Annotated in this window: 29 protein-coding genes and 1 riboswitch; of the genes, 17 read left to right on the top strand and 12 right to left on the bottom strand. The window is 39.5% G+C overall.

The genetic code is table 11. The features are described 5' to 3' along the window. Positions 1-33: 33 nt before the first annotated feature. On the top strand, positions 34-666 hold the full coding sequence (locus tag NST22_RS10365; RefSeq protein WP_003231388.1) for a type 1 glutamine amidotransferase family protein: 633 nt from the start codon (positions 34-36) through the stop codon (positions 664-666). A gap of 263 nt (positions 667-929) precedes the next feature. Beyond that, positions 930-1,361 carry a hypothetical protein gene (locus tag NST22_RS10360; RefSeq protein ID WP_004399438.1) on the top strand — a complete coding sequence of 144 codons (432 nt, stop codon included), beginning with the start codon at positions 930-932 and terminating at the stop codon, positions 1,359-1,361. A 172-nt stretch (positions 1,362-1,533) separates the two neighbouring features. Here NST22_RS10360 and NST22_RS10355 read toward each other — a convergent pair whose 3' ends face one another. Continuing rightward, complete coding sequence (locus tag NST22_RS10355; RefSeq protein WP_004399570.1) at positions 1,534-2,412, bottom strand: DMT family transporter; 879 nt, start codon at positions 2,410-2,412, stop codon at positions 1,534-1,536. A 100-nt stretch (positions 2,413-2,512) separates the two neighbouring features. Here NST22_RS10355 and NST22_RS10350 point away from each other — a divergent pair, with 100 nt between their 5' ends. Continuing rightward, on the top strand, positions 2,513-3,385 hold the full coding sequence (locus NST22_RS10350) for a LysR family transcriptional regulator (RefSeq protein ID WP_004399248.1): 873 nt from the start codon (positions 2,513-2,515) through the stop codon (positions 3,383-3,385). Positions 3,386-3,508: 123 nt separating this feature from the next. On the opposite strand, the gene NST22_RS10345 is transcribed toward NST22_RS10350, so the two are convergent. The 3 genes from NST22_RS10345 to NST22_RS10335 form a co-directional block, all read right to left on the bottom strand. Next, positions 3,509-4,303, bottom strand: a complete 795-nt coding sequence (locus tag NST22_RS10345; protein ID WP_004399435.1) for a DUF817 domain-containing protein — start codon at positions 4,301-4,303, stop codon at positions 3,509-3,511. A gap of 105 nt (positions 4,304-4,408) precedes the next feature. Next, positions 4,409-4,663 (bottom strand): helix-turn-helix transcriptional regulator, encoded by a 255-nt coding sequence (locus NST22_RS10340; RefSeq protein ID WP_003231396.1) that lies wholly within the window; start codon positions 4,661-4,663, stop codon positions 4,409-4,411. A 9-nt stretch (positions 4,664-4,672) separates the two neighbouring features. Further along, entirely contained in the window at positions 4,673-5,155 is a 483-nt protein-coding gene (locus NST22_RS10335) for a DUF2975 domain-containing protein (RefSeq protein ID WP_004399412.1), read from the bottom strand. 346 nt (positions 5,156-5,501) lie between these two features. Here NST22_RS10335 and NST22_RS10330 point away from each other — a divergent pair, with 346 nt between their 5' ends. The 3 genes from NST22_RS10330 (at position 5,502) to NST22_RS10320 (ending at position 7,353) form a co-directional block, all read left to right on the top strand. After that, entirely contained in the window at positions 5,502-6,413 is a 912-nt protein-coding gene (locus tag NST22_RS10330) for a VanW family protein (protein ID WP_003231400.1), read from the top strand. Between the two features lie 100 nt (positions 6,414-6,513). Then, on the top strand, positions 6,514-7,011 hold the full coding sequence (locus NST22_RS10325; RefSeq protein WP_003231402.1) for a hypothetical protein: 498 nt from the start codon (positions 6,514-6,516) through the stop codon (positions 7,009-7,011). 102 nt (positions 7,012-7,113) lie between these two features. Then, positions 7,114-7,353: a hypothetical protein gene (locus NST22_RS10320; protein ID WP_010886525.1), complete on the top strand. Its 240-nt coding sequence runs from the start codon at positions 7,114-7,116 to the stop codon at positions 7,351-7,353. On the opposite strand, the gene NST22_RS10315 is transcribed toward NST22_RS10320, so the two are convergent. Beyond that, positions 7,312-7,668, bottom strand: a complete 357-nt coding sequence (locus tag NST22_RS10315; protein ID WP_009967392.1) for a hypothetical protein — start codon at positions 7,666-7,668, stop codon at positions 7,312-7,314. The genes NST22_RS10320 and NST22_RS10315 overlap by 42 nt on opposite strands. Positions 7,669-7,975: 307 nt before the next feature. Here NST22_RS10315 and NST22_RS10310 point away from each other — a divergent pair, with 307 nt between their 5' ends. From NST22_RS10310 to NST22_RS10290, 5 genes are all read left to right on the top strand, one after another. Next, complete coding sequence (locus tag NST22_RS10310) at positions 7,976-8,731, top strand: N-acetyltransferase (protein ID WP_003231406.1); 756 nt, start codon at positions 7,976-7,978, stop codon at positions 8,729-8,731. A gap of 39 nt (positions 8,732-8,770) precedes the next feature. Then, positions 8,771-8,926 carry a hypothetical protein gene (locus NST22_RS10305; RefSeq protein WP_119123063.1) on the top strand — a complete coding sequence of 52 codons (156 nt, stop codon included), beginning with the start codon at positions 8,771-8,773 and terminating at the stop codon, positions 8,924-8,926. 24 nt (positions 8,927-8,950) lie between these two features. Continuing rightward, entirely contained in the window at positions 8,951-9,439 is a 489-nt protein-coding gene (locus NST22_RS10300) for a YdhH/YoaO family protein (protein WP_004399262.1), read from the top strand. A gap of 122 nt (positions 9,440-9,561) precedes the next feature. Further along, positions 9,562-10,740 (top strand): oxalate decarboxylase, encoded by a 1,179-nt coding sequence (gene oxdD, locus NST22_RS10295; RefSeq protein WP_003231409.1) that lies wholly within the window; start codon positions 9,562-9,564, stop codon positions 10,738-10,740. A 232-nt stretch (positions 10,741-10,972) separates the two neighbouring features. Further along, positions 10,973-11,278 carry a membrane protein gene (locus NST22_RS10290; RefSeq protein WP_004399414.1) on the top strand — a complete coding sequence of 102 codons (306 nt, stop codon included), beginning with the start codon at positions 10,973-10,975 and terminating at the stop codon, positions 11,276-11,278. Positions 11,279-11,618: 340 nt separating this feature from the next. On the opposite strand, the gene NST22_RS10285 is transcribed toward NST22_RS10290, so the two are convergent. Next, positions 11,619-12,302: an SOS response-associated peptidase gene (locus NST22_RS10285; RefSeq protein WP_004399422.1), complete on the bottom strand. Its 684-nt coding sequence runs from the start codon at positions 12,300-12,302 to the stop codon at positions 11,619-11,621. Positions 12,303-12,558: 256 nt separating this feature from the next. Continuing rightward, on the bottom strand, positions 12,559-13,596 hold the full coding sequence (locus NST22_RS10280) for a polysaccharide lyase family 1 protein (protein WP_004399365.1): 1,038 nt from the start codon (positions 13,594-13,596) through the stop codon (positions 12,559-12,561). A 172-nt stretch (positions 13,597-13,768) separates the two neighbouring features. Between NST22_RS10280 and NST22_RS10275 the strand changes: the two genes are divergently transcribed. Together NST22_RS10275 and exlX are read left to right on the top strand one after the other, a co-directional pair. Beyond that, positions 13,769-14,446 (top strand): YoaK family protein, encoded by a 678-nt coding sequence (locus NST22_RS10275; RefSeq protein ID WP_004399503.1) that lies wholly within the window; start codon positions 13,769-13,771, stop codon positions 14,444-14,446. 269 nt (positions 14,447-14,715) lie between these two features. Continuing rightward, positions 14,716-15,414 carry an expansin ExlX gene (gene exlX / locus NST22_RS10270; RefSeq protein ID WP_003231419.1) on the top strand — a complete coding sequence of 233 codons (699 nt, stop codon included), beginning with the start codon at positions 14,716-14,718 and terminating at the stop codon, positions 15,412-15,414. A gap of 36 nt (positions 15,415-15,450) precedes the next feature. Here exlX and hpaB read toward each other — a convergent pair whose 3' ends face one another. After that, positions 15,451-16,902: a 4-hydroxyphenylacetate 3-monooxygenase, oxygenase component gene (gene hpaB / locus NST22_RS10265; protein WP_003231423.1), complete on the bottom strand. Its 1,452-nt coding sequence runs from the start codon at positions 16,900-16,902 to the stop codon at positions 15,451-15,453. A gap of 324 nt (positions 16,903-17,226) precedes the next feature. Between hpaB and NST22_RS10260 the strand changes: the two genes are divergently transcribed. Then, positions 17,227-18,912 carry a HAMP domain-containing methyl-accepting chemotaxis protein gene (locus NST22_RS10260; RefSeq protein ID WP_003231425.1) on the top strand — a complete coding sequence of 562 codons (1,686 nt, stop codon included), beginning with the start codon at positions 17,227-17,229 and terminating at the stop codon, positions 18,910-18,912. Between the two features lie 115 nt (positions 18,913-19,027). Here the strand turns inward: NST22_RS10260 and NST22_RS10255 are convergent, their stop codons facing one another. Both NST22_RS10255 and NST22_RS10250 read right to left on the bottom strand, forming a co-directional pair. Then, positions 19,028-19,321: a YozQ family protein gene (locus tag NST22_RS10255; protein WP_003231427.1), complete on the bottom strand. Its 294-nt coding sequence runs from the start codon at positions 19,319-19,321 to the stop codon at positions 19,028-19,030. 43 nt (positions 19,322-19,364) lie between these two features. Beyond that, positions 19,365-19,487, bottom strand: coding sequence for a hypothetical protein (locus NST22_RS10250; protein WP_003241887.1), 123 nt, complete (start codon positions 19,485-19,487; stop codon positions 19,365-19,367). A gap of 69 nt (positions 19,488-19,556) precedes the next feature. Between NST22_RS10250 and NST22_RS10245 the strand changes: the two genes are divergently transcribed. Together NST22_RS10245 and NST22_RS10240 are read left to right on the top strand one after the other, a co-directional pair. After that, a complete protein-coding gene (locus NST22_RS10245; RefSeq protein ID WP_119123062.1) occupies positions 19,557-19,676 on the top strand; it encodes a hypothetical protein in 120 nt (39 codons plus the stop codon). Between the two features lie 85 nt (positions 19,677-19,761). Further along, a complete protein-coding gene (locus NST22_RS10240; protein ID WP_004399396.1) occupies positions 19,762-20,166 on the top strand; it encodes a UPF0715 family protein in 405 nt (134 codons plus the stop codon). Between the two features lie 372 nt (positions 20,167-20,538). Here the strand turns inward: NST22_RS10240 and NST22_RS10235 are convergent, their stop codons facing one another. After that, positions 20,539-20,832: a hypothetical protein gene (locus NST22_RS10235; RefSeq protein ID WP_003231432.1), complete on the bottom strand. Its 294-nt coding sequence runs from the start codon at positions 20,830-20,832 to the stop codon at positions 20,539-20,541. 66 nt (positions 20,833-20,898) lie between these two features. Continuing rightward, entirely contained in the window at positions 20,899-22,941 is a 2,043-nt protein-coding gene (locus NST22_RS10230) for a molybdopterin oxidoreductase family protein (RefSeq protein WP_004399552.1), read from the bottom strand. 148 nt (positions 22,942-23,089) lie between these two features. After that, positions 23,090-23,181, top strand: a riboswitch (SAM riboswitch). An 83-nt stretch (positions 23,182-23,264) separates the two neighbouring features. Here NST22_RS10230 and NST22_RS10225 point away from each other — a divergent pair. Continuing rightward, complete coding sequence (locus NST22_RS10225; protein WP_009967372.1) at positions 23,265-24,299, top strand: 2-hydroxyacid dehydrogenase; 1,035 nt, start codon at positions 23,265-23,267, stop codon at positions 24,297-24,299.

Raw genomic sequence — 24,299 nt, 5'->3', positions numbered from 1 at the left:
AAGCTTTATCAATTGTGATTGGAGTGTTATTGGATGCAAACGAGAAAAGTTTATCTCTACGTATTTCACACAATGTCAGACTGGGAATATGGATATTTAATTGCGGAACTAAACTCAGGGAGATACTTTAAACAAGATGCAGCATCTTTAAAAGTAGTTACAGTAGGGGTTAATAAAGAAATGATAACTACGTTGGGAGGATTAAGCATAAAACCAGATATTTCTCTTGACGAATGTACTCTTGGGAGTCAAGATCTTATCATTTTACCCGGAGGAAACACTTGGGGAGAAGATATTCATCAGCCGATCTTGAAAAAAGTTGGCGACGCTTTAAAGCTCGGCACGACTATTGCTGCAATTTGTGGGGCAACCTTGGGCCTCGCGAATGAAGGATACTTAAATTCGAGAAAGCACACAAGCAATGACCTCGACTATATGAATATGGTCTGCCCTAATTACAAAGGAGAAACATTCTATGAAAAGGGGCCTGCAGTATCTGATGAAAATTTGGTTACTGCATCAGGAATTGCTCCTCTGGAATTTGCGGTAGAAGTATTGAAAAAATTAGATGTATTTGCACCAGATACATTGCGTTCATGGTATAAGCTAAATAAGACTCAAAAGCCTGAATATTTCTTTGAGCTAATGAATACAATAAATCGATAGAAAACACTTTAGCAGTTTTTTGTAGTGCTCCTGAACTTATAGGAGCATTTTTTATATGTGTCTAGGAGCTAAATAAAGAAATGCAGAAACTTTTAAAAAGAATATAGATTGGTAAGCCTTATTTCGAATAGAGGTTGATTTGGGTTAAAACTGTTCTTATTAAGGCTCATTTCATGGTGCTAAAGATTCATTTGGAGAAGACTGTCTTGATCAGAAAAGACCCTTCCAATATATTGAAGTAAAAGATATCGGGAGGAACTCTTTTGAAAAAGATGTTGATGTTAGCTTTTACATTTCTTTTGGCTTTGACTATCCATGTAGGGGAAGCTTCGGCCGTTATCGTGAAAGATGAGGAGAAAGTGAGTTTTACAATGACAGAGAATGAAAAATGGTTTATGAAGTCTGATGACCTAAATTCAAACCATTGGACATCTCACTTTGGGTACAGATTCACCATTTTCGATACTGAAGGATGTACAATTAACGCAAGAATCATGCGAATGACTTTGTCAGGATATGAAATAACCGTTAGTGAAAAAAACTTCTCGGGGGATCATTTTGATTTTAGTGCAACTGATCGAGTTGAGACGATGCCTTATAAGACTCATTATTTGATTTTGACAAAAGATCCAGATTGCGGAGATGTTAAAGTAAAAGGTCTATACGGTTTTCAGTTTGATCAGCCAGAATGGTAATAAAAAAGTATCTGGATTCTCACCAGCCTAAACGCCAGCCAAGCTAATGTCTACATGCAGACATTAGCTTTTTTCATTGTTTAATAGGCTGTCGTCAGGATTCTAGAAGACTTTCTCGTAATAGTCTTCTCCTGTCACATGAAGCCCAAATGACAGGGGAAATGTATATCATTCACACTTTCCGTCGTGAAAATGTAAATGTATTCATAAAAATCCCGCAGCATATCAGCAGTGCGCCGAGGATAATATTGATGGTGATCTGTTCGTGCAATTGCAGCCATCCAAAGAATAGGGCCAATACGGGAACAAACATTAATGCCATGGATGCTTTTGACGCTTGGATTTGATTGAGCACCCAAAACCATACGACAAAGGTAAAGCCGGTGGAAAGCAAGCCATTAAACAGCAATGACCACACCGCCTGATATGTCCACTCGGCTGAAGGGACCGCCTCAAATATAAAGGAAAACACCAATAACATGACGGCTCCCATCATAAGGTGCCAGGCATTCATGTGAATAATATCGATATGCTTGAATTGTAGCTTGCTGAACACATTCGCGATTCCCCAGCTAAGCGCTGCCACAAGTACGCACAGCTCCCCAAATAAAGCGCTTTGATCGATATTGAGCATTTCCTTTCCAAATATAAATAACAGTCCGAAGAGGCCGCAGACCAGTCCCATCGTTTTATACACATTCATTTTCTCGTTTAATGAAAAATGGCTGATCACCGTAACAAATATAGGCATTGTATATACCAAAACAGAGGTTTTCCCTGAATCGACAAACTGCATTCCATACGTCAAAATCCCCATATAGCCCAGCCCCATCAACAGGCTCATGATGATATAGCTTTTGAGATGTTCTTTTTGAATTGAAAGCTTTTTTCTTTGGATGAAGAGAATGAGAAATAAAGGAACTGCTCCGATGAACAGGCGCAAACCCGAAAATAAAAGCGGGGGGATGTCATGAATTCCTACTTTCATCGCAACCCAAGTATAACCCCAAATAAGTGTGACAGATATGATTCCCAGCATAACTTTTACCATAATGAAGCCGCCTTTCTTGTTAAAATATCGTGCTGGTTTCTATCATATGTTACATTTATGTATAACTGAAATACATTTTTATTATTGGGGGTATAACCAAATGGTTATGAACATGAACCATCTTCACATATTTGTAAAAGTTGGGGAGAAATTAAATATTACAGAAGCGGCAAAAGAATTGTTCATCTCTCAGCCGGCGGTAAGTAAAGCGATAAAAAACCTGGAGAGCTCACTGCAGCTCAAATTATTGATCAGGGATAAACATCATGGTTTAATGCTGACTGACATCGGAAAAGAAATATTGCTGCTGGCGAGGCAAATGAAGGGAATTGAAAGCAAAATATATCAAGTAGCCAACCGGGAAAACAAGCTGTTAAACGGGAAGGTGAAAATTGGTTCATTTCCTGCAGTTTCAACAAATATCATGCCACAGGCGATTGCGGCATTCAGATCAAACTACCCGCTGATCCGCATAGAATTGATCGAAGGAACCTCTGACCAAATAAAAGGATGGGTTGAAGATCGGACGGTTGATATCGGGATCGCAGCATCTCCATTTGAACCGTTTGAAAATCAGCTATTGTGTAACGACTATATGGTGGCCGTCATCCCGCCGCAGCGTGACGAATTAAAACTTGAAAAGCATGTCGACCTTGAAACATATCAAGATGACCTCATTTTTTGTAAAGGCGGTCATGAAATCGCGATGTCAAACGCATTTTCGCAATACAACATCGAATTAAAGGAAAACTTAACTGTGCAAAATGCCGAAACCTTGATTAATATGGTCAAAAATAACTTGGGTATCGGCATCATTTCAAACTTTACACTTTCATCCGTCCCGCATCAATTGATTAAAAAGGACATCTTTCCTAGGGTCACACGCGATATTGGCGTCATCGCACATTCATTTGAAGAGATAACGCCGGCGGCGCATGAGTTTGTCAAAGTGTTGAAAGCAGTTGTAATCTGAATCAGTTATCGTGTTGCGATGAAATTTGAAGAAGATGAATACTCACCGGCAGAGTTACATAAAAGAAAAAAGCAACCATTTGAACGTTGCTTTTCACTCTATTTGGGAGCTTGTATGCGTATGCTAAGAAAAAGATTCATCCATCTCTGCCTTTGTGGGACTCTGCTCCTTAACTTGTTTTAATGATGCTACTATAAGAAAGCTAACAATCACTAGCAAGAGCCATGAACTTACCTTTCCAAGGTGTACGAGACTCCATGTATCGATTTGGTTTGGATATTTCCAAGCTCCAAAAAACGTAGCGATATTTTCCGCTATCCATATAAAAAATCCGATGAGTATAAAAGAAAGTGCGAGCGGCATACGGTAACGAGCTCCATTCACCTCGTATGTAACCCATGTTTGCCAAAAGACAATGATGACAAGCCCTGATAACCACCATCGAATGTCTATAGAAAAATGGTGGGTGAAAAAATTCAAATAAATCGCTGCGGCAAGCGGAACAACTGCAAAAAAAGACGGCCACTTAACCAGTTCAACCTTAAGCCTTCTCCATGCCTGGCACAAATAACTGGCTACACTTGCGTACATAAAGCCGCTATACAAAGGTACTCCAAATATTTTGGAGTATCCTTCTTCTGGATAAGACCAGGAGCCCATATGGACTTTAAAAAGTTCCAGAGCAAGCCCAATAAGGTGGAATAATGTGATCACTTTTAATTCATCCCGTGTCTCAAGACCGGAACGCACCATCCACAATTGCATGAGAACGCAGATAATGAGCAGCCAGTCATACCGCGGCAAGAAGGGCAGTGGGATGATTTGCGTAATAGCCAAAGAGGCAAAAATAACGGCAGGAAACAAACATGAAAGGGCTTGTTCCCAGCCAAAATGGACGATTTGTTTTATGGCTCTCATGATGTATGCCTCCTCCATAGTTGTGTTCTTCGTGTATGAAAGGGACGCTTAGTATAGCAGCTAGATGGATATAAGTTTATGTCCATAAGCTCACCGCCAATCACTTTATTTTTCTGTTGATCCTTCATATTTTTTCTTTACGAATCCTGTGTCTTCATCACTTCGGTATTCCAATATATCCCCGGGCTGACATTCTAAAGCCTTGCAAATCGCTTCTAAAGTTGATAATCGAATAGCCTTTGCTTTTCCGTTTTTTAATATCGAAAGATTAGCCATGGTGATGCCAACTCTCTCTGAAAGCTCTGTTACGCTCATTTTCCTCTTAGCAAGCATCACATCAATGTTGATAATAATCGCCATGTCATCACCTCAGACCGTTAAGTCATTTTCTGATTTTATATCAATCGCTTCTTTTAACAGTTTTTGAAGAACAGCAGCAAAGACCGCAATCACCATTGAAGCAAAAATAATAACCAATCCGATCACAATGATACCCGGGGCGTCGTCTATCTCGGCCATCAGATAAAAGACAGGCATGCCTGCTGCGTAAAAGATACTGATAGTGACTGCGCAATATTTTATATTCTTCAAAGCTCTTACAGACAAACCCGAGAAAGCTTTGTTTTTGTCAATATAGCTTAAAAGTTTGAACGCTTGATAAAGAGCAAAGTAAAAAGGTATCGCCGTTACATACAAATAGATGAAAACGAGATATTTTATATAAGCGATATTTGGAAATAATTCTGCTGAATAGTTGGCTACCTTAGGCACTAAAAAAATGCATAAAGCAAGAATTGGAATTCCAATAAGAACCAAAGCTATCTTTAAAAAAATTGTCGACATTCGATTCATAACAAGCACCTCATTTATTTGTTGTCTAATTGAATGTAACAAAAAATTTATCGTTTCTCAATAAAAAAATATTGAAATGGATTGATTTTTTGTTGTTATAGGAGACCCTTTTCATTTTTGACAAGACAAAAAAGCATCCCTCATCACTGGGAGATGCTGAACTACTTCAAACTTGCCGACTGAATGAACCGTGTGCCTCAGTGAGCTCAGGGATCGGTGTGAACATAAAGCTAAGCTCTTTTATGAAGGTTTTTATCAACGTCTAAAGATTCAAACAAACGATGGGAAGAAATACATCAAAGGATAAGCGGCTGTTCATACTAATGATTGGGAGGTAAACCGACTTATGATACAAATTTTGATCACTGGTCTTTTTTTATTGGCTCAGCCGAGTGAGCCGCAGGACAGTTTAACGGTCACACAGCAAGGACGGACGATTGCCACTGTTAACCGTGAAGACTTTACAATGCCTCTTCCCGGCACTCCAATGGTTGACTATGAAAAATACAGTAAATTCATCAAACAGCTTGATCAGAAAGTGTACCGTGAGCCGATAAATGCTGTCCTTAACGATCATGGAAGCATCGTCCCGGGCAGGGTTGGCTACAAACTGTATCAACAGGCGTTTATGGAAAAGTTTTATGCGTATTTTTATGGGCAAGGTCCCTCCAAGATAGAAGTGCCGGAAATGAACATTTATCCGAAAGTTGACAGCGAGCTGCTAGCTCACATCAGTACGCAGCAGCTTGGTCAGTACGTGACGTATTTTAACTCAAGCAATAAAAGCCGTTCACACAATATTTCTCTTTCTGCAAAAGCAATCGACAATCACGTTGTTTTCCCTAATGAGACGTTTTCGTTTAACCAAGTTGTGGGAATGAGAACTCGGAACAAAGGATATAAAAGTGCACCCATTATTGTAAAAGGGGAGTTGTCTGAAGGTGTAGGAGGAGGAATTTGTCAGGTGTCCTCAACTCTATTTAATGCAGTAGATCGTGCAGGACTGCAGATCGTTCAGCGCTATTCTCATACTAGAAGTGTACCATATGTACCGCCCGGACGGGATGCGACGGTAAGCTGGGGAGGTCCTGACTTTCGCTTTCAAAACCAATATAACCAACCAATCTTAATTCGGGCAAAAAGGTATGGGGGAAGTATGATTATTACGCTATACTCTTCTGATGTGATTAACAGCAGATTGAGAAAAATCCCCAAAGCTCCTTCTCGGATACCGAAAGAAATAAATGCAGAGCAGTAAAGACAAAACCTCAGGTAAGGTTTTGGTTAAGAGAGCTTGTAGATTGCTCAAAATCAATTCTTTAAGGAGCGGCCAGTGAAAGGAAGGAGGGATAAATGAAGTGAAAAGGGTATTATTTTCTGTAATTGTTTTTACAGCAGTTGGATTTACGTTTTGCCAATCAAAAGCGCATGCCCTGACTTTTACGGTGTTGCCTATTACACAAAAAACAGACCAGTGGTCAGTAAAAGTAAGTGAAGCAAAAAATGTAAAGGAATTTACGAGACCTCATAAAGGAGAATATCAAGTATATTCCTTGGAAGTCAAAAATATAGGGGAAAAAGCAGCTACAGTGGATGTGCAATTGTATAGAAATGACCCTAATTCAATCACAAGGTTTTCGCTTTTTGGATGTCCCGATGAAAATTGTGTCAAACCAAAAGAAGATTCTAAAATGTTAGCTGAAAGTTTAAATGATGGCTCACCGCTGAAGTTCAATCATTTTATGCTGGCAGATAAGGCCTCTGAATTAGAGGTTGTTATAATTTGGACACAGAAGGGGCAAGAAGGACGCAATTTAAAACAGACCTTTAAATTCACTGAAGATGGCGTTAATTAGACAGTAAAGATGGAATGGCTTTGATGATTCGATCTCTTACTTTGCCTGAGGAAAAAACGAAAAATTGTTGGAAAACCAATCATAGCTGAGTCAAATGTCAAAGTGACTGTGATTAATGACTATAGAGAAGAACCAGAGGAGGCCTTTTGGATACTTTATCCGATGGGAGTGAAATGTTTGTCGATGATCACAAAGTCTTTATTGAATACGAATAGAGACTTTGTGACTGACTGCGCATTTCAACTTAACATTTTACTGATAATGACAGTGAAACCTAAACAAGTGCAACCTGTTTCATCATTAAAAACCGCTAATTTCAAAATTTTCTATGTCAAGATTTAGTTTTTTCAATTGTTTCAACAAAACTTCAAATTTTAAGCAATTGCCATTTTTCAATTCTTCTGGAATATCTTCCGGATGAGCAATTACCATCCCGCTCTCAAGCCATTGTTTGCGATACAATTGAAATGCAGCCTCAATTAAATGATCAGGAGTTACAATAAAACCTAACCTCACATCATGATCCTCACTGTAGCCAAATTCAAAACCGCAACATGGACAAATGTCAAACGTTTTTTGATACTCGCCTTTATACAAAGGATTTTGAATTAATCCTTTGTATCCGCAAATTAAACAAGAATAACATTTTTCCACCAAGTTTAATTCCCCTTTTATCACTTATTTACTATTGCTGTCCCGTAACAAATATTACTTCAAATAAAAAACTTCGTGTACTGTATTTATAGCATAAGCAGTGCATCTAATCCTCAAAGATGAACACACTTTGGATTTGAAATGGGTGATATAGGAATCAAGATAATATCTGAATAAAAGAAGGGTTTTACAGTTAATTGGCAAAATGGAAAAGAAAAAGTATTTAAGTTGGAACGGGTATTTATTCTATTAGGCATGTAAAGTGTGAAGTTGAATTCCATGTAATTATGTTAAAGGGGGGAAAGAGGAGATGTGCTACATTGAAATCACAAAGGACAATATTGAAGACAATCATATTTGCTGTGCATTAGGCACGAAACAATATGAGCATGCAGTTAATGAAAAGAAGAGATGGCTCAAAGCTCGAATGGATGAAGGATTGGTGTTCTATCGCTTACATGAACGGGCAAAAGTCTTTATTGAATACCTACCTGCGAATGAGGCATGGGTGCCTATCAATGCGCCTAATTTTATGTACATTAATTGTCTGTGGGTGTCTGGCAGATATAAAAATAACGGTCATGCGAAACGATTGTTGGACAAATGTATAGCAGATGCGAAAGCGTGCGGCATGGATGGCATTATCCATATCGCAGGCAAGAAAAAACTGCCCTATTTAAGTGATAAGCATTTCTTTGAGCATATGGGGTTTACTCTACAAGATGAAGCTGCCCCTTATTTTCAATTAATGGCTTTGACTTGGAATGGCCTTGCAGATTCTCCTGCATTTAAGAGCCAGGTGAAAAGTGATTCTATCAATGAAAAGGGGATTACGATATACTATACAGCTCAGTGTCCGTTTGCAGTGGGCATGATAAATGATTTGCGGGAATTGACTGAAAAGAAAGGGGTTCAATTTCAGTCAATTCAGTTATCATCGAAAGAAGAGGCACAAAAGTCACCAGCTATTTGGACAACTTTTAGCGTTTTTTTTGATGGGAGATTTGTGACTCACGAGATCATGAGTATAAATAAATTTGAAAAGTTACTTAATACACTAGCTTGATTTTTAATAATAAAAAGCCATTTTAAGGTTCTTGACTCAATGAAACAAAAAATGCATTTAAGAGCTGTTATACGTTTTAATCTTGTCTTTAGAAAGCACTTTAATTTAAGTCAAAAGTTTAGACAGTCATCTGTTAGATCATTAGCCCTTTCTTATTTTCTTTTCGGTAACATTTTGATCGTATTTTCCTACTAAAAAGTTAGGAAAGTGAGGAAAAACATGAGAAAAAAGAACAATATTAAGAAATGGCTATTGATCATTGCTGGATTCTTGATCATCTGCATCATCACATTATTTGTAATGGTGTCAGGGAACAAAGTGAAATATGAGGGCAGCGGGAAAAGCGGACTGTGGATGTCTAACCTTGAAAAATCAGACAAAACTTCAATTGGACCCAATTATTTTCTAAATCTATATTGGCAGGGGAGTAAGAAGGAAGAAAAGTGGACTGTTGTTGAAAGAATTACTCTGTATGTAGATGGCGAAAAGTATCAAGATGATAACGTAGATGAGTACGACTTATCGGAGTACACAGGTGATGAAATGCCGGGTGGGGGACGCATGGAGGACCATATTTCCACCTTTGATTATATGCCTGAAGATGAAGTGATAGGTCATGATGTATTAGTAAAAGTGGAGTGGAGGACAGGCCAGAAAAAACAGACAGAAGCAATCAAATTACATAAGAAGCCATGGTATAAAAAATAGTTTATTTGATGTATTTGTGATCACATTGGTGGTCACTTTTTTATTTGCGGATTCCTAGGCACAGCAATCTAAGATTCTGCATAGGCTGAAATAAAATCTTGTTCATTTCTAAAACGAGGTGCATGCTGTTGGAACAACAACCAATCAATCATGAAGACAGAAACGTGCCGCAGCCTATTCGAAGTGATGGAGCTGGAGCTATTGATACAGGCCCGCGAAATATAATACGGGATATTCAAAATCCGAATATATTTGTTCCGCCTGTTACAGATGAGGGTATGATTCCTAACTTGAGATTTTCATTCTCAGACGCTCCCATGAAATTAGATCACGGCGGCTGGTCAAGAGAAATCACCGTAAGACAGCTTCCGATTTCGACTGCGATTGCAGGTGTAAACATGAGCTTAACTGCGGGAGGCGTCCGCGAGCTTCATTGGCATAAGCAAGCGGAGTGGGCTTATATGCTTTTGGGACGGGCACGTATCACCGCTGTTGACCAAGACGGACGAAATTTCATTGCTGATGTTGGTCCCGGCGACCTTTGGTACTTCCCGGCAGGAATTCCGCATTCCATACAGGGATTGGAACACTGCGAGTTTCTGCTCGTTTTCGATGATGGGAACTTTTCTGAGTTTTCAACGTTAACCATTTCAGATTGGCTTGCACACACACCAAAAGATGTTCTGTCTGCAAATTTCGGTGTCCCGGAGAATGCTTTCAACTCTCTTCCGTCTGAGCAAGTCTATATCTACCAAGGGAATGTGCCGGGATCAGTCGCCAGTGAAGACATTCAGTCACCATATGGAAAAGTCCCCATGACCTTTAAACACGAGCTGTTAAATCAACCCCCAATTCAAATGCCAGGGGGGAGTGTACGAATTGTGGATTCTTCTAACTTCCCAATTTCAAAAACGATAGCCGCTGCACTTGTTCAGATTGAGCCTGGCGCGATGAGAGAGCTTCATTGGCATCCCAATAGCGATGAGTGGCAATATTATCTAACAGGACAGGGACGAATGACGGTATTTATCGGAAATGGGACTGCCCGCACATTTGATTATAGAGCAGGCGACGTTGGATACGTGCCTTCTAATGCCGGACACTATATACAAAACACTGGTACAGAAACATTATGGTTTTTAGAAATGTTCAAAAGTAACCGCTATGCAGATGTGTCACTCAATCAGTGGATGGCATTGACGCCTAAAGAATTAGTACAAAGCAACTTGAATGCTGGATCAGTCATGCTTGATTCTCTGCGCAAGAAGAAAGTGCCTGTTGTGAAATATCCCGGTACGTAAAGACGTAACAGATCACACAGCTGCCCTTCATATCTTTTTAAAGTAGATAGAGCTGAATTTTGGCCTGTGTTTTATTAAATCCCTATATATACGTTATGTAGGGTTTTTCTGCTTGAATCGTATTGTAATGAGCTTTAAAATGTTAATGTGGAAATGAAATGGTAACCATTCGATAATGGGGATTCAATGGCCGATTTCTACCAGTTTGATTGGCTTTAAAGGAGGAGAAGAAATGAAAGCACTCATATTTTTATCCAGTTTGACTGCCATTGGGAGCTCTATATTGGGGCGATGGTTAGGGATGCTGGATGATTCTTATGCTGTTGGCGATGCTTGGTTTATAGGTGTTTTAGCTGGATTGATTTCACTTCTAATATTGATTGACAGTCAAACGATGACAAAGAATTACATAGTAAGTTTAAGTACGATACTAGGCATTCTTGGAGTGGGATTTATATATTTTCCAGCTGCATTCATCAACATATTATTAAGTATTACACTGGATAAACAAAAGAAAGAAGACCTTCATGTAAGATGAAAGAAATTTCATTTAATTCTTAGGAGGGAAAGTGTATGGATTTACCTCTATGGGCTTATATCATATTTGCAATCCACAGGTGCGGCAGGTTTCATAAGTTTAATGTGGTTCAGTTTTTTTGCTGACAAAATAGAAAAGTGAAGCGATTTTATAAAAATGTAAACTATTTTATATGAAAGGAATAACATTGCTTATTTAAGTTTACATAATAAAATTATTTCAAACTGATGCTAAAGATAACTAATTGATCTATGTACTAAATATTCATAATTACTAGAGGGATTGGCACCTAAGGAACAAAGCTATTTGACAAGTTCTTGCTAGAGAATTTTTTCAATCACTACATATGATTTTCTGCATCAAGAAGCTCAGCTGAATTATTTTTGGGTGAATTTACTAATGATGAAACCTGGTATGCTTCCATGTCATCAGCATCATAAGGCAGCAGCAAACTTTGCAGATAATCAGGGCTTGTATTTTTGGGGTTAAGCCACTCCTTTTCATGATCATGGGCCAATATAACCGGCATTCGGTCGTGTATATCTTTCATGAACTCATTAGGCTCAGTTGTTATGATGGTGCAGGTATAAAGAGGGTATCCTTGATGTGTGCTCCACTTTTCATATAAGCCAGCAAACGCAAAAAGAGCAGATGATTTCAATTTGATCCGCATTGGGATTTTGGTTTTGGAATCAAGCCGTTTCCATTCATAAAAACTGTCTGCTGGTATGATGCAGCGTTTGCTGACAAGCGGTCTTCGAAAGGCCGGTTTCTCGGTAATTGTTTCGGCTCGAGCATTGATCATTTTATAACCGATCTTTTCATCTTTTGCCCAAGGTGGAATAAGTCCCCATCTAAGCTTGCCTAAGCGATTATTTGATCCATCATTGATGATTGCAAGGATGTTTTGTGATGGTGCGACATTATAGCTTGGCTGGTATTCACCTTTAGGAAAAAATTGATCGATGTCAAACTGGTCAATAATATCATCAAATGCAGAGTACAAAGTAAACCTGCCGCACATATCCATCATCCTTTTTAGGGGTTTTTAAGTAGTTTGTGGGACGATCGTTCATTTAATACAGGTTCAGAACAATGATTTCTTTTCACTTGCGATAAACTGGTATAATAAGAAAGCCAGTTAAGAAGTTATTGTGGAAAAGAACATATGCTTTTTAGTTTGACCGACGCTGGATCTTGATGGAATTACAAGGATCGCTTAAAAATAGCCTATAGTATAAAAAGAGGCACAGCGTTTTTAACGCAGGGCCTCTTTTATATCAGTAGCCAAATACCAGAGTTGTACTTTGTGATCCGGCATATTTCGTGACAAATTCTTTTGTATATTCCGGCGTTTGGACACGATAGCTATAGTTTGACCCAGGATTCCAAGAAGTCAGCGGAGAGGTTTGCTTGTTGAGTGATGGATAGCTGCCTATGTCTTTGAAATAACCAGTGCCCTTGTCGTCAAGGATGCCGCCTTTTTCACTGCCTTTCCCAAAGTAATTATATTCGGAATATATTTTTGCTTTTGTAGCAATTGTAATCGCCTGGTTAAAATTATTGCTGTAATTGTTTTTAACATGAAAGTAACCGTATCTCATCAGACCTGGGCCTCTAACATACAAGTTCTCAAAATAATTATTGGCGATTGTCATGTGGGGGTAGCCGTCATATTGATGCTGAGAATCATCCGGGTATCCTAAAATCAAACCGTATTTATGATTCGCAAATTTTGAGTTGCTGATCGTGATATAATCTGCGGATTTTCCGATATACACGAGTTTGTCCAAATCGCTTCCGCTTGCATTATAGCTATGACCTGAGAATGTGACGTGATCAATCCAATAGTTCATACCGGAATCTAAATAAAGCTGGATATCATTATTTCCGTTAATCTGCGGACTGTGTTCAAACGTTAAATTTTGAAAAATGACATTTCCAGAAGCTGATGAAGTTGTTAAATAAATATTTTTCAGCGTTTTTTTCGCGTAAGAGCCCACGAGTGTTTTATTTGAGCCAATGGTAACTGTTGTTTTCGCAGATGCGGAAAGATCATTTTGAAGCACTAAAATTTTCGGAGTGGATCCTCCTAGATGGGTTTTTAAATCATTTACGCTTTGAATGTAAACAATCTGCCCGTTTTTTCCACCCGTTGTGCCCGTTTTAGAGATGCCTTTTTCATTTTTGGCATTTCCGGCAAAACCTAAAAGGCCATTTGTTGAGGTATTCGGAAAATCGACTGCACCTAATGCTTTTCCAGGCAAGAGAACCAAAAACAAGCTAAAGACGGTGAACCATAAACAAAGTCGTTTCATCACAATATGCTTCCTTTCAATTTTAATCATTTCCTTGCGGGGATTATTATTACAGTTAATGGAAAGGAATAATAGGTTCTATCTTCCTAATTAATGTTGGGTTACTTAAAAAATAGAGATTGCGCCAAAAGACATACTAACAATTGAAATAGAAGAAAGGATTGATACACCGTTGACTGCAGCAGCTTATCGAAACACCTTGCTATCACTTTTATGTTTAACAGCTGGAATCGTGGATGTAATCGGGTATTTAAGCCTGGGACATGTGTTCACAGCTAATATGACTGGAAACATTGTATTATTGGGGTTAGCTATCGGCAAATCCATTCAGGTCACTGTTTTTAATTCCTTGACTGCGCTAATCGGATTTATATGCGGCGTGATCATTGCTACATTGATGGTCGGAAAGGCGGAAAATACCCTTTGGCCTTCTGCTGTGACAAAAGCCCTCGCACTTGAAGCATTCATTTTGTTTGTCTTTGCTTGTCTTTCTTTTTACCGGGCATTTGTTCCTGTGCACATTCTAATTATACTCATGAGCATTTCTATGGGGATTCAAACTACAGCAGCAAAAAAACTGGGGATTGCAGGTATTTCTTCAACTGTGTTGACCGGCACTTTGGCTTCTCTTTTAGAGGATATATCCGGCCGTTTGTTTTTTAAGAAGCAAAAGAAGACTTTCTTAAGAGATACTGTGTTAAGAGCACTGGCTATTATTTTGTATTGTGTAGGGGCTATTATTGTTGCTCTGGCTGAGCCTGATTTTTATCACTTCATTATTTGGGTTCCGATTGTGCTGATCTTTGGCATCATGATGACAGCTAAGTTGAAACTGAGCGGGGAAAAATAGCTTTTCCTGTATAGCTGTTATCAGGCCAACAGCCTGTTTCATTTCGTTATTGAAATGCGAATTTTGAGAGGGAAAAATAAGACATTCGGCTGAAGTGCACATTCGTTCATTTGTATTGGCTTTTTCATAAGTACCTACATTTGATATATGAATGATAGTGAATTTGCCTTAAAATCAACTATGAATCTATTTCCTCTTTCAAACCAGATGGATTGAGTCTTATAATGATAATGATTCTCATTTGAAGTCTGGTTTGAGGAGGACCAAATATGAAAAAGATCATGAGTGCATTTGTTGGTATGGTTTTGTTGACGATCTTCTGTTTTTCCCCGCAAGCTTCGGCAGCATATGACGACCTGCATGAAGGTTATGCAACGTATACAGGGTCAGGCTATTCAGGAGGAGCTTTCCTGCTGGATCCCATTCCTTCCGATATGGAGATTACTGCAATAAATCCGGCGGATCTCAATTACGGAGGAGTAAAAGCGGCACTTGCCGGCTCTTATTTGGAAGTTGAAGGGCCAAAAGGGAAAACAACCGTATATGTTACTGATCTTTATCCCGAAGGCGCTCGGGGAGCTCTTGATCTGTCACCTAATGCCTTCCGTAAAATCGGCAATATGAAAGACGGAAAAATCAATATTAAATGGCGTGTTGTCAAAGCCCCAATCACCGGCAATTTCACGTACCGGATCAAAGAAGGCAGCAGCAGGTGGTGGGCAGCAATCCAAGTCAGAAATCACAAGTATCCTGTTATGAAAATGGAATATGAAAAGGATGGTAAGTGGATCAACATGGAGAAAATGGACTATAACCATTTTGTGAGTACGAATTTAGGTACTGGCTCTCTCAAAGTCAGAATGACTGACATCCGCGGAAAAGTTGTGAAAGACACCATTCCAAAGCTGCCTGAAAGCGGAACGTCCAAAGCCTATACAGTACCGGGCCATGTTCAGTTTCCTGAATAAAAAATACGAAACAGCGGATCTTTTCCCGCTGTTTTTTCAATGTTCTGTATCTGCATGTAAAAATGTTTTAATCATGTTCAACTGCTCCTGCTTTGGATAACTGGTATACAGCCTGCTTGAAATCCGAATAGGATCTCCGAAAAAATATCTTTCGTAGTGAGTTTGTCTAGTTCCGAATGAACTCATTGTTAAATCCCATGCCAAACGGAAAATTTTCACACGTTCTTCAGCATTTGTATTGGTTGCTTGAAGATATTGGTCAAGATCTTCCCGTATCTCTGAGTCAAATGCATTTTCGGTAGGCAGTGTCACCATTCCGCTAGCTCCAATTAATTGTATGATTTCAGTAAATCGAGGATATAGCTTAGGAATGATCGTACTGATGACTTGAAGAGGAATTAAACAGGGGCGCATATAGCCGAATTCATCTAACTGAGCATCATTTTCCGATTTGTCAATGAGGGCTTTGATTGTTTCCAATCCCACAATGATTTCTGAGAGCTTTTCTTGGATGTGCTGATATTCGGAAACATTAATGGTGTCGACAAGAAGCTGTGCAACACCTAATAGAAATTCAATTTTTATCATTTGCCTAATGACAACCTGGTGAAAGGTAAAGGCATGAAAAGAGCTTTTTGTCATAAAATCTTTAGCTGCTTCCACATTATCGTAAAAAAACACACGATTCCACGGCACTAACACATGATCAAAAACCACAATTGAATCCATTTCTTCATACCTTGAGCTTAAGGGATGATTAAAGGAAGAGTCGCTTAATACAAATGATTCTCTTGTGATGAATTTTACGCCTTTTGTATTAGAAGGGATTGAAAAAGCATAAGCTTCATCTGTTTCAAAGAAAAATTTAGGCGCTGAAAAAACCAAGATTTCATCGGTCAACCCGCCTTGTGTGGCAAGCAGTCGTGCGCCATGAATCATTAAACCTTTTTCGGTTCTATCAATGACTTTAGCAGATATCGGTTTTTCACTTAGCCCAAAATAGGACTGTGACCGGTTCACTTGCGGAGTAATGAATGTATGGGTAAAGGAAAGGTCATGCTTAGCAGCTTGTTCATACATATCTAGTATATGTTCAGGAAAGCAATTCTCTTTATCTTTTAGAAGCTCCGCTGACGAAGCAAAGCTCATCATAACCGTATTCATGTAATCCGGACTTCTCCCCATCATTCCATGAGTATGTCTAGCCCAATGTTCAATCATGGTCCTTCTTTTTTTCAAATCATTTTTTGTTTTAGGCTGGAGATAGGAAAGGCCGATTCGATTATGATCTCCAGGAAGGCAATAAGTCATTTCATGTATTAACTCATCCTTTGTTTGCAATTCATAAAGTGAGCTTTTTGTTTTGATTATTCCTTTAAATGCAGGATGCTCAGAAATGTTACCCTTTATTTTTTCGCCATCATACCATATTTCGTTTTCTAGTTTATTCAATCGGTCAATGAATTCTTTACCATTGATGATCCCCATTTAAGTTTCGCTCCTTCATATTATGCTGCGTATTGTATTATATTTTCGAGAAAACAGCCGGTTCAGCCAATTTGAGGTGGGAAAAGCCTTTTTTAGAAAAACGAATAAGAGTGACTTACATACCGCAAAAGACTGCAAATTTTACTTAAGGTTTTTCTGTAAGTTCAGAGACGTAAAGAATTTGCTTATTCATATAAGAATATCACTATAAAACTTGATAACACGTGTCGATATTATGGACATGAGCGTAAGCGAATTGGATTCAAACGCGCTTGAACATATTTTATTTCAGCCATTACATTGTGCGGAAAGGGAAAACGACACATGAAAGTGAAAACAAAATTGCTGGGGATTATATCAATATTAGTTGTTTCAATTATTGGAATTGGAGGCTCCTCAGTATTTATGATTTCTTCTACTGTGAAAAAGAATGAAGAACTTAAAGACAAAATGGAATTCCAAAAAGAGATAAAACACATCCAATATGAATTGACCGGGTTATCAAATGATGAAAGAGGCTTCTTGATTACCAGAGACAAAGAATACGACGAGGGTATGAAGGGAAAAGCAGACGATGTCTTAAAGAGCCTTGACCGGGTTAATGACTTGATTGATGAAGAGAAGTATCAATCCAATATTGAAGACATTAAGACAAGTTTTACTCAGTATAGAGCTTTGAATCAGCAAGTAGTAACAGCCTACTCTTCAAATCCTAAAAAAGCAGAAACCATCCATTTTGGAGAAGAAAGAACAATAAGAAAAGAAGGCGTAGCTCCGGCTGTCAATAAGCTGTCTGATCGCCTGGATCAAGAGGTAGAGGATCTAAAGGATGAAATACAGGGCAATGGGAAAATGAGTCAATCGCTCATTATCATTGTCACAGGGATATCAGTAATATTAGGCATTGTTCTAAGCATAATGCTGTTAAAGTCCATTATGGTGCCACTAAGAAGCATAAATAAGCAGCTGGAGGAAATTGCACACGGCGAGGCTGATTTAACCAAAAAAGTCATTGTGAAAAATAAAGATGAATTTGGCCAGCTTGCCCAATCTTTTAATTCTTTTACTCATTCATTAACTCAAATTGTGAAGCAGATCAGCAGCTCATCTGAACAAGTCGCCGCTTCCTCTGAAGAATTATCGGCAAGCGCGGAAGAATCGAAATCAACATCTGAACATATTTCACGAGCCATGCAGATGGCTGCCGACAGCAATGTGAAGCAAAGCTCAATGACAGAAAAGAGCGCAGAATCCATCACTGAATTATTAGACAGTATATCATCAGTCGCTTCAAATACAGGGAACATAGCGGATCTTTCTTCTTCGATGAGAGACAAGGCTGAAATAGGCTCTAAGTCCGTCAACAAGATGTTAGACCAGATGAAATTCATTGATAAATCTGTAGATTCAGCCGGCAATGGATTGCAAACATTGGTAGCGAGCACAGCAGAAATCAGCGATATCTCTTCGCTTATCACGACGATTTCAGAGCAGACAAATTTGTTGGCACTAAATGCAGCGATCGAGGCGGCCAGAGCCGGAGAGCAAGGAAAAGGATTTGCTGTGGTGGCAGAAGAAGTTCGGAAGTTGGCGGATGAAACAAATAAATCTGCAAACCACATCCAATCGGTGGTAGCGACCATCCAAAACGAATCGATAGAAACGGTAAATAATATTAAAGTTGTTCAAGAAAATGTGAGCTCAGGTATTGTTCTTTCTCAAGAGACAACAGGAAATTTCAATGAAATACTGAACCTGGTGGAACAGGTCACTTCTCAAATACAAGAAGTTGCAGCAGCAACTCAACAGCTTACTTCAGGCGTTGAAGTGATTCAGCACACAGTTCATACATTGGCTGCTGGTACAAAAGAAACGTCAGCAAATACAGAAGCGGTTGCAAATTCATCACAGGAACAGCTTCATTCAATGGGGGAAATCTCCTATGCCGCAGAATCTCTATCTCAGTTGGCAGAAGAACTTCAAACCGTCATTAATCGTTTTAAATATTAAACAGGCTACTTACGTGCAACCCCCATCTTATTCGGTGGGGGTTGGCTACTTTTACTGTGGTTGTTTCTAAAAACAGAGTTAACTGACTTCTTTTAAGTTAGTTCCGTTTGTATGGCTAGTCCAAATTTTGATCGATTGTCCCTTCAAAATAGTCATCGCTGACCTGTTCATGAGTTTCAGCCAATCCTTTTTCTAATTGCGTGCTTCCTTTATAATCTGAGGGCTCAAAGTATTTCCCGGCAACATCTGTTGTGTCATTTTTGTTTTCTTTGTTATGAGTTTGTGTTTCAGTGTTTACACTTTCTGTCTCAGTATTGCTGCGTATAGATTGCTGAAAATCATATTCCTTGTCTAATGAAGAAAATCTTTTATAATCATCAGGTCTGTCTGCACCGTTTTTTTGAGTCACTTTACTTCCTCCAGATTATTGATATTTTAGTGGGGGTAAGAACTTATTTCGTTCTTTTAGGATCGGAACCGTGTTTTTTAGGATCATCTGCTTTAAAAGCTGTTTCAGTCTCATGGTCATTTCTTATTTGTTCAATACTTGAATTTTGAATACCTTTCTTACTCATTGGTTTCACCCCTTTACGAAAAGTGTTGAAATATCAACTCTTCTTATTCTGTCTGTTGGGCAGGTATTCATGCACTTTTTTCATTCGCGCTTTGGCCAATCAGGAGAGGCGTTTTCAGCCAGCGTATTATCTAATAAAAGAACGTCATTTTTGAAACCTTTTATTAGCGCATTGCGTATAGCACGTTAGGGAAGACATCTCGATAAAAGAAATACAAAGGTTGTGAATTTATACTAACAGCACTGTGAATAAATCAAACAAGGGGGGTGAAAAAATGAAAAAAATCGCATCATATTATTTAATGACATTAGGGCTATCCAGCCTTACATTTGGTTTGTTATTAGGGTTTTATTCTTTCGTTATGTATGGCGATATGATAATTGCATTGTTTACGGCAGCAATTGCTTTATTATACGGTTTTGTGGTGTATGGCCTTTTTGCTGTTCCGCTCCAAATGAAGTTGCAGAAAAAAGCGAGAACTTTCAATGTCATGTACCTATTGATTTACAGTGTGGTTGCTTTTATCGCAGCTTTCCTGTTTTTTGTTATCAATGAACCTGCGTCAATAGCATGGACATTGCAATCGTACTTTTATTATATGTTAAGTATTGCGGCTGCAGTGATTTACTGGTTATGGGATTCTCTGATCCTTTATAAACGTACAGCTTCCGGTGTATAGGCTAATTTTTACCAATCGGAGAAATATGGAGGTTCAATAAAAATTCAGGATCTAAAAGCTTTAGGTTTCATATTTTTTTAAAAAAATCCTCCGCGGATAAAGGCGCAGTATGGGGGCATAATGAGAGCACACATTCAAACCGAATAGGTTTTCTAAGTGTTTTACGATACATACGTTCATCAAGAACATCACGTCATCAAAGGAATATAAAAACTATTGTTGTGGAACGGGCATCTTGAGTTGTTTGAGGAAAGAACATAGATGGTGGTTTATCGTTTTATCAGCGCTTATAGCACAAAGTTTTGGTGGCAGGATCCATACAGCTAAACAGAGGAGAGCGTGACAATGAATCTCGCTCTCCTCAGATTTGTTTTATTCACCCTGATGTTTTTCAACTAATGTGAATGTCCAATCTTTTAACATATGTTTCTGGACATATTTTTTTCCGTTTATTTCGATGTAAGGCAGGTCTGCCATGTCTCCAGCTAACTGTTTTGCTTCAGTCGTTGTTATTCCTAAAAAAAGTCCAATGTAAAAGTAAATATCCCGTTCTTTTATTAGGAAGATATCATTTTGTTCATTACCTTTGGTTTGGTTCCTCTGCTTTAAGCCTTCACCGATAAAATATCCAGCCAAAGCAATACCAATTCCTAAAAAAACGTCCATGTGTATGCCTCCATTATGTCGATGTTATGTTATACGGGCTTGGCATACTCCGGGTTTCATTATTTTTCAAACCTTTTCAATCTGTACACGGCCTGAAAAAAAGGTGGCGCCGCCGCCCATATCGGACAAGCGATCTGGGGTTAGCGCGTTTACAAGCTGTTTTTTTCCTTGTTCATCCGCCCATAATCCTTGGCTGACAACGACACCTGGCAGCACTTGTTCTCCAACTGCAGCGGTCAGCTCGCATTCTCCCCGGCTGTTCCAAATTCGTACAGGTGCCCCATCAACGATTCCGTGTTTTTCAGCATCTTTTGTGTTGATAAAGAGCTTTGGCGTCTTTTCAAGCTTGATGTGTTTTTCATTATTGGAAAATGTTGAGTTTAAGAAATTATGGTTTGGCCCCGGAACATACATAAACGGATGTTCATTATCGGTTACAAGAGGTGTATATGTCGGTAAAGCAGGGAAGCCGTCTTGTTTCATTTTTTCTGAATATAATTCTATTTTTCCGCTTGGCGTTGGAAGTTCGCCCGGAAACAGCGGCTTTTCACGTTTCGCTTTCATAAATGAATGCTTAGTAAGTGAATCGTAATCAATCTCTGCCAAATGCGGATTATCTGGATGGTCAAGCGCCTGGCGGATTAATACTTCATCTGAATCTTTAAGCTCCTGGTCTGTGAATCCCATGGCTTCAGCCAGTAATCGGAAAACCTCAGTGTTAGACTTGCTTTCCCCATATCTCTCAATCACCGGCTGCTGAAGCTGAATGTAATGGTGCCAGTAGGAGGTGTAAAAATCAGTATTTTCAAAAGCGGATGTTGCAGGCAGTACAATGTCCGCATATGCAGCCGTTTCCGTTAAAAACAAATCATGAACCACAGTAAACAAGTCTTCCCGCAGCAAGCCCTGTCTGACTTTGTTTGCTTCGGGCGCGACGACGGCAGGGTTCGTTCCGTAAATAAATAGAGAGCGAATCGGCGGGTCTGTTTCCAAAAGCACCCTGCCAAGCTGATTCATATTAAACGACCTCGGGGTGCGCCCTTTCAATAAGTCGGGCCGCTGCAAGGCATTTGTGTTATATTCTAAAATTCCGCTGTTATGCTTAATTGCGCCGCCCCCTGTGTGCAGCCATTGGCCGGTGATCGCCGGAAGACAGGCAATCGTCCTTACAATCATCCCCCCGTTATCGTGATGCTGGGGTCCGTTTCCGATTCTGATAAAAGAAGGGGAGGTTTCCCCGTACATTTTTGCCAGTCGGTAAATATCTTCGGTACTGACACCGGTGATCGTCGATACCTTTTCAGGATCATATTGTTTCACGTGTTCACGGAGCTCTTCATAGCCAACCGTGTACTCGGACAGAAATGCTTCATCATGAAGGTTTTCTTTAAATAAAATGTGCATGATGCCAAGAGCAAGTGCACTGTCGGTTCCCGGTTTTATTGGGATAAACCAATCTGCAAGACGTCCTGTTTGATTTTTATGCACATCGATCACGACAATTTTGGCACCTTTTTTTCGCGCTTTTTGGGCGATCGTAATTTGGTGCATATTTGTGCTGACCGCGTTGATTCCCCAAAAAATAAATAGTTTTGTATGAACGGTTTCCTCAGGATCGATTCCCGCGCTTATGCCCATTGTATATTTATAGCCTTCAGATCCCGCTTTGCTGCAAATCGTCCGTTCAAGCTGGCTTGACCCCATGCGGTAAAAAAAGCGGCGGTCCATTCCTTCAGCTGTCAATTTCCCCATATTTCCGTAAAAGCTGTAAGGAAGTATGCTTTCAGCTCCCTCTTCATCAATCAGCTGTTTCCAGCGGGAGGTGATCGTATCGATTGCCTCTTTCCAGGAAATCGGTTCAAATATCGCTTGGCCTTTCGCACCTGTTCGTTTGAGCGGTGTAGTCAGCCGCTTTTCATCATAGATGCGCTCCGTCATATTCCGGACTTTGTTGCATATGTTTCCAGCTGTGACAGGATGATCAGGGTCTCCTTGCACTTTTACGATTTTCCCGTCTTTTTTATGTATTAACAATCCGCACTGATCCGGGCAGTCCAGCGAGCAAACGGATTTGAAAATGCCGTTTTGTTGTGTGGCAAAAGATCTCATGGCCCAGTTCCTCTCTCTAGTTAGATATTTTGTAAGAATTATAACATTTCCGATGATAACGTCAATTCTGAAAAAAAGAGATTGACATCAATCTGAGTCTTCTTTATGATAAACGTATTCTTCATTCTGAAAATTACATACTCAATATTTTCTATCCAGAGAGGTGGAGGGACTGGCCCTATGAAACCTCGGCAACATTATTGTGCCAATTCCAGCAAGCGCTAGCTTGAAAGATAGGAAAGCAAGGTTTATACCGGCGTCTGCCTGTAACAGAGCGCGCCTATATATGAATCTCTTTCCATCTTCGGAAAGAGATTTTTTTTATGAAAAATACGATGAAAAGGATGTTTTGCAGCATGACGGTTTTGGTTACAGCACCGTACAACGAAGAAGGACGAAAAGAGCTTGAAAACTTGTTTGGCTCAGTTGCTTATCAATCTTGGAAGGAACAAGGTAGGGCATATCGGGAGGATGAACTCATTCAGCTGCTAAAAGCAACAAATGCGACAGGCTTGATTACTGAACTTGATCAGGTAACAGACAGCGTATTTGCTTCTGTTCCCGAACTTTCATTTGTCGGTGTTTGCAGGGGAATGCCCTCAAATGTGGATGTGGCAGCTGCCTCAAAAAGGGGCATACCTGTTTTTTATACACCAGGGCGGAATGCACAAGCCGTTGCCGAAATGTTTATTGGAAATGTGATTTCCTTTCTGCGCCATACCAGCGCCTCGAATCAGTGGCTGAAGGATGGAGAGTGGGACAGTGATTACCTGCAGGCTTATGTCAAATTTAAAGGAAATGAGCTAACAGGAAAAACGGTTGGCATGATTGGGTTCGGCGCAGTCGGGCAAAGGATTGCAAAACTGCTGACTGCGTTTGACTGTAAGATAAAATATTACGATCCATACATTCAAGACGATCATCCGTTGTATGAAAAAGCATCTCTTAAAACGGTGTTTTCAGACAGCGATATCGTTTCTGTCCATCTGCCTCGCACTGAGGAAACACTCGGACTGATAGATCGGCAATATTTTGATCTGATGAAAGAGAGTGCGATTTTCGTTAATACTTCAAGAGCAGTTGTTGTAAACCGTGAAGATCTTTTATTTGTATTAAAAGAACATAAAATCAGCGGTGCGATACTAGACGTTTTTTATCATGAACCTCCAGAGGAATCAGATTATGAATTGATTTCATTGCCTAATGTTCTGGCAACACCGCATCTCGCTGGAGCAACATTTGAAGTGGAGGATCATCACGTGACGATACTGAATAAAGCCCTCAAAAAGTGGAAGGGTGAAAAAACTCTTAATATTCAGACAATGTATAACAAGGACGCACTGAAAACAGGGGGATAA

It is taken from the genome of Bacillus sp. PS237 (assembly GCF_037963345.1).
In the GTDB taxonomy this organism is placed as follows: domain Bacteria; phylum Bacillota; class Bacilli; order Bacillales; family Bacillaceae; genus Bacillus; species Bacillus subtilis.
Note: the sequence above shows the minus strand (reverse complement) of the source record. Positions and strands in the feature narration are given on the sequence as shown.

Coding starts and splice junctions, on each gene's coding strand:
- NST22_RS10305 (WP_119123063.1), top strand. CDS start 8,771: ATGAAACAAAAAATGCATTTAAGAGCTGTTATACGTTTTAATCTTGTC.
- NST22_RS10245 (WP_119123062.1), top strand. CDS start 19,557: ATGCACTTTTTTCATTCGCGCTTTGGCCAATCAGGAGAGGCGTTTTCA.
- NST22_RS10350 (WP_004399248.1), top strand. CDS start 2,513: ATGGTTATGAACATGAACCATCTTCACATATTTGTAAAAGTTGGGGAG.
- NST22_RS10285 (WP_004399422.1), bottom strand. CDS start 12,302: ATGTGCGGCAGGTTTACTTTGTACTCTGCATTTGATGATATTATTGAC.
- NST22_RS10335 (WP_004399412.1), bottom strand. CDS start 5,155: ATGAATCGAATGTCGACAATTTTTTTAAAGATAGCTTTGGTTCTTATT.
- NST22_RS10300 (WP_004399262.1), top strand. CDS start 8,951: ATGAGAAAAAAGAACAATATTAAGAAATGGCTATTGATCATTGCTGGA.
- NST22_RS10365 (WP_003231388.1), top strand. CDS start 34: ATGCAAACGAGAAAAGTTTATCTCTACGTATTTCACACAATGTCAGAC.
- NST22_RS10230 (WP_004399552.1), bottom strand. CDS start 22,941: ATGAGATCTTTTGCCACACAACAAAACGGCATTTTCAAATCCGTTTGC.
- NST22_RS10250 (WP_003241887.1), bottom strand. CDS start 19,487: ATGAGTAAGAAAGGTATTCAAAATTCAAGTATTGAACAAATAAGAAAT.
- NST22_RS10310 (WP_003231406.1), top strand. CDS start 7,976: ATGTGCTACATTGAAATCACAAAGGACAATATTGAAGACAATCATATT.
- NST22_RS10280 (WP_004399365.1), bottom strand. CDS start 13,596: ATGAAACGACTTTGTTTATGGTTCACCGTCTTTAGCTTGTTTTTGGTT.
- NST22_RS10225 (WP_009967372.1), top strand. CDS start 23,265: ATGAAAAATACGATGAAAAGGATGTTTTGCAGCATGACGGTTTTGGTT.
- hpaB (WP_003231423.1), bottom strand. CDS start 16,902: ATGGGGATCATCAATGGTAAAGAATTCATTGACCGATTGAATAAACTA.
- NST22_RS10355 (WP_004399570.1), bottom strand. CDS start 2,412: ATGGTAAAAGTTATGCTGGGAATCATATCTGTCACACTTATTTGGGGT.
- exlX (WP_003231419.1), top strand. CDS start 14,716: ATGAAAAAGATCATGAGTGCATTTGTTGGTATGGTTTTGTTGACGATC.
- NST22_RS10330 (WP_003231400.1), top strand. CDS start 5,502: ATGATACAAATTTTGATCACTGGTCTTTTTTTATTGGCTCAGCCGAGT.
- NST22_RS10290 (WP_004399414.1), top strand. CDS start 10,973: ATGAAAGCACTCATATTTTTATCCAGTTTGACTGCCATTGGGAGCTCT.
- NST22_RS10235 (WP_003231432.1), bottom strand. CDS start 20,832: ATGGACGTTTTTTTAGGAATTGGTATTGCTTTGGCTGGATATTTTATC.
- NST22_RS10345 (WP_004399435.1), bottom strand. CDS start 4,303: ATGAGAGCCATAAAACAAATCGTCCATTTTGGCTGGGAACAAGCCCTT.
- NST22_RS10260 (WP_003231425.1), top strand. CDS start 17,227: ATGAAAGTGAAAACAAAATTGCTGGGGATTATATCAATATTAGTTGTT.
- oxdD (WP_003231409.1), top strand. CDS start 9,562: ATGCTGTTGGAACAACAACCAATCAATCATGAAGACAGAAACGTGCCG.
- NST22_RS10240 (WP_004399396.1), top strand. CDS start 19,762: ATGAAAAAAATCGCATCATATTATTTAATGACATTAGGGCTATCCAGC.
- NST22_RS10340 (WP_003231396.1), bottom strand. CDS start 4,663: ATGGCGATTATTATCAACATTGATGTGATGCTTGCTAAGAGGAAAATG.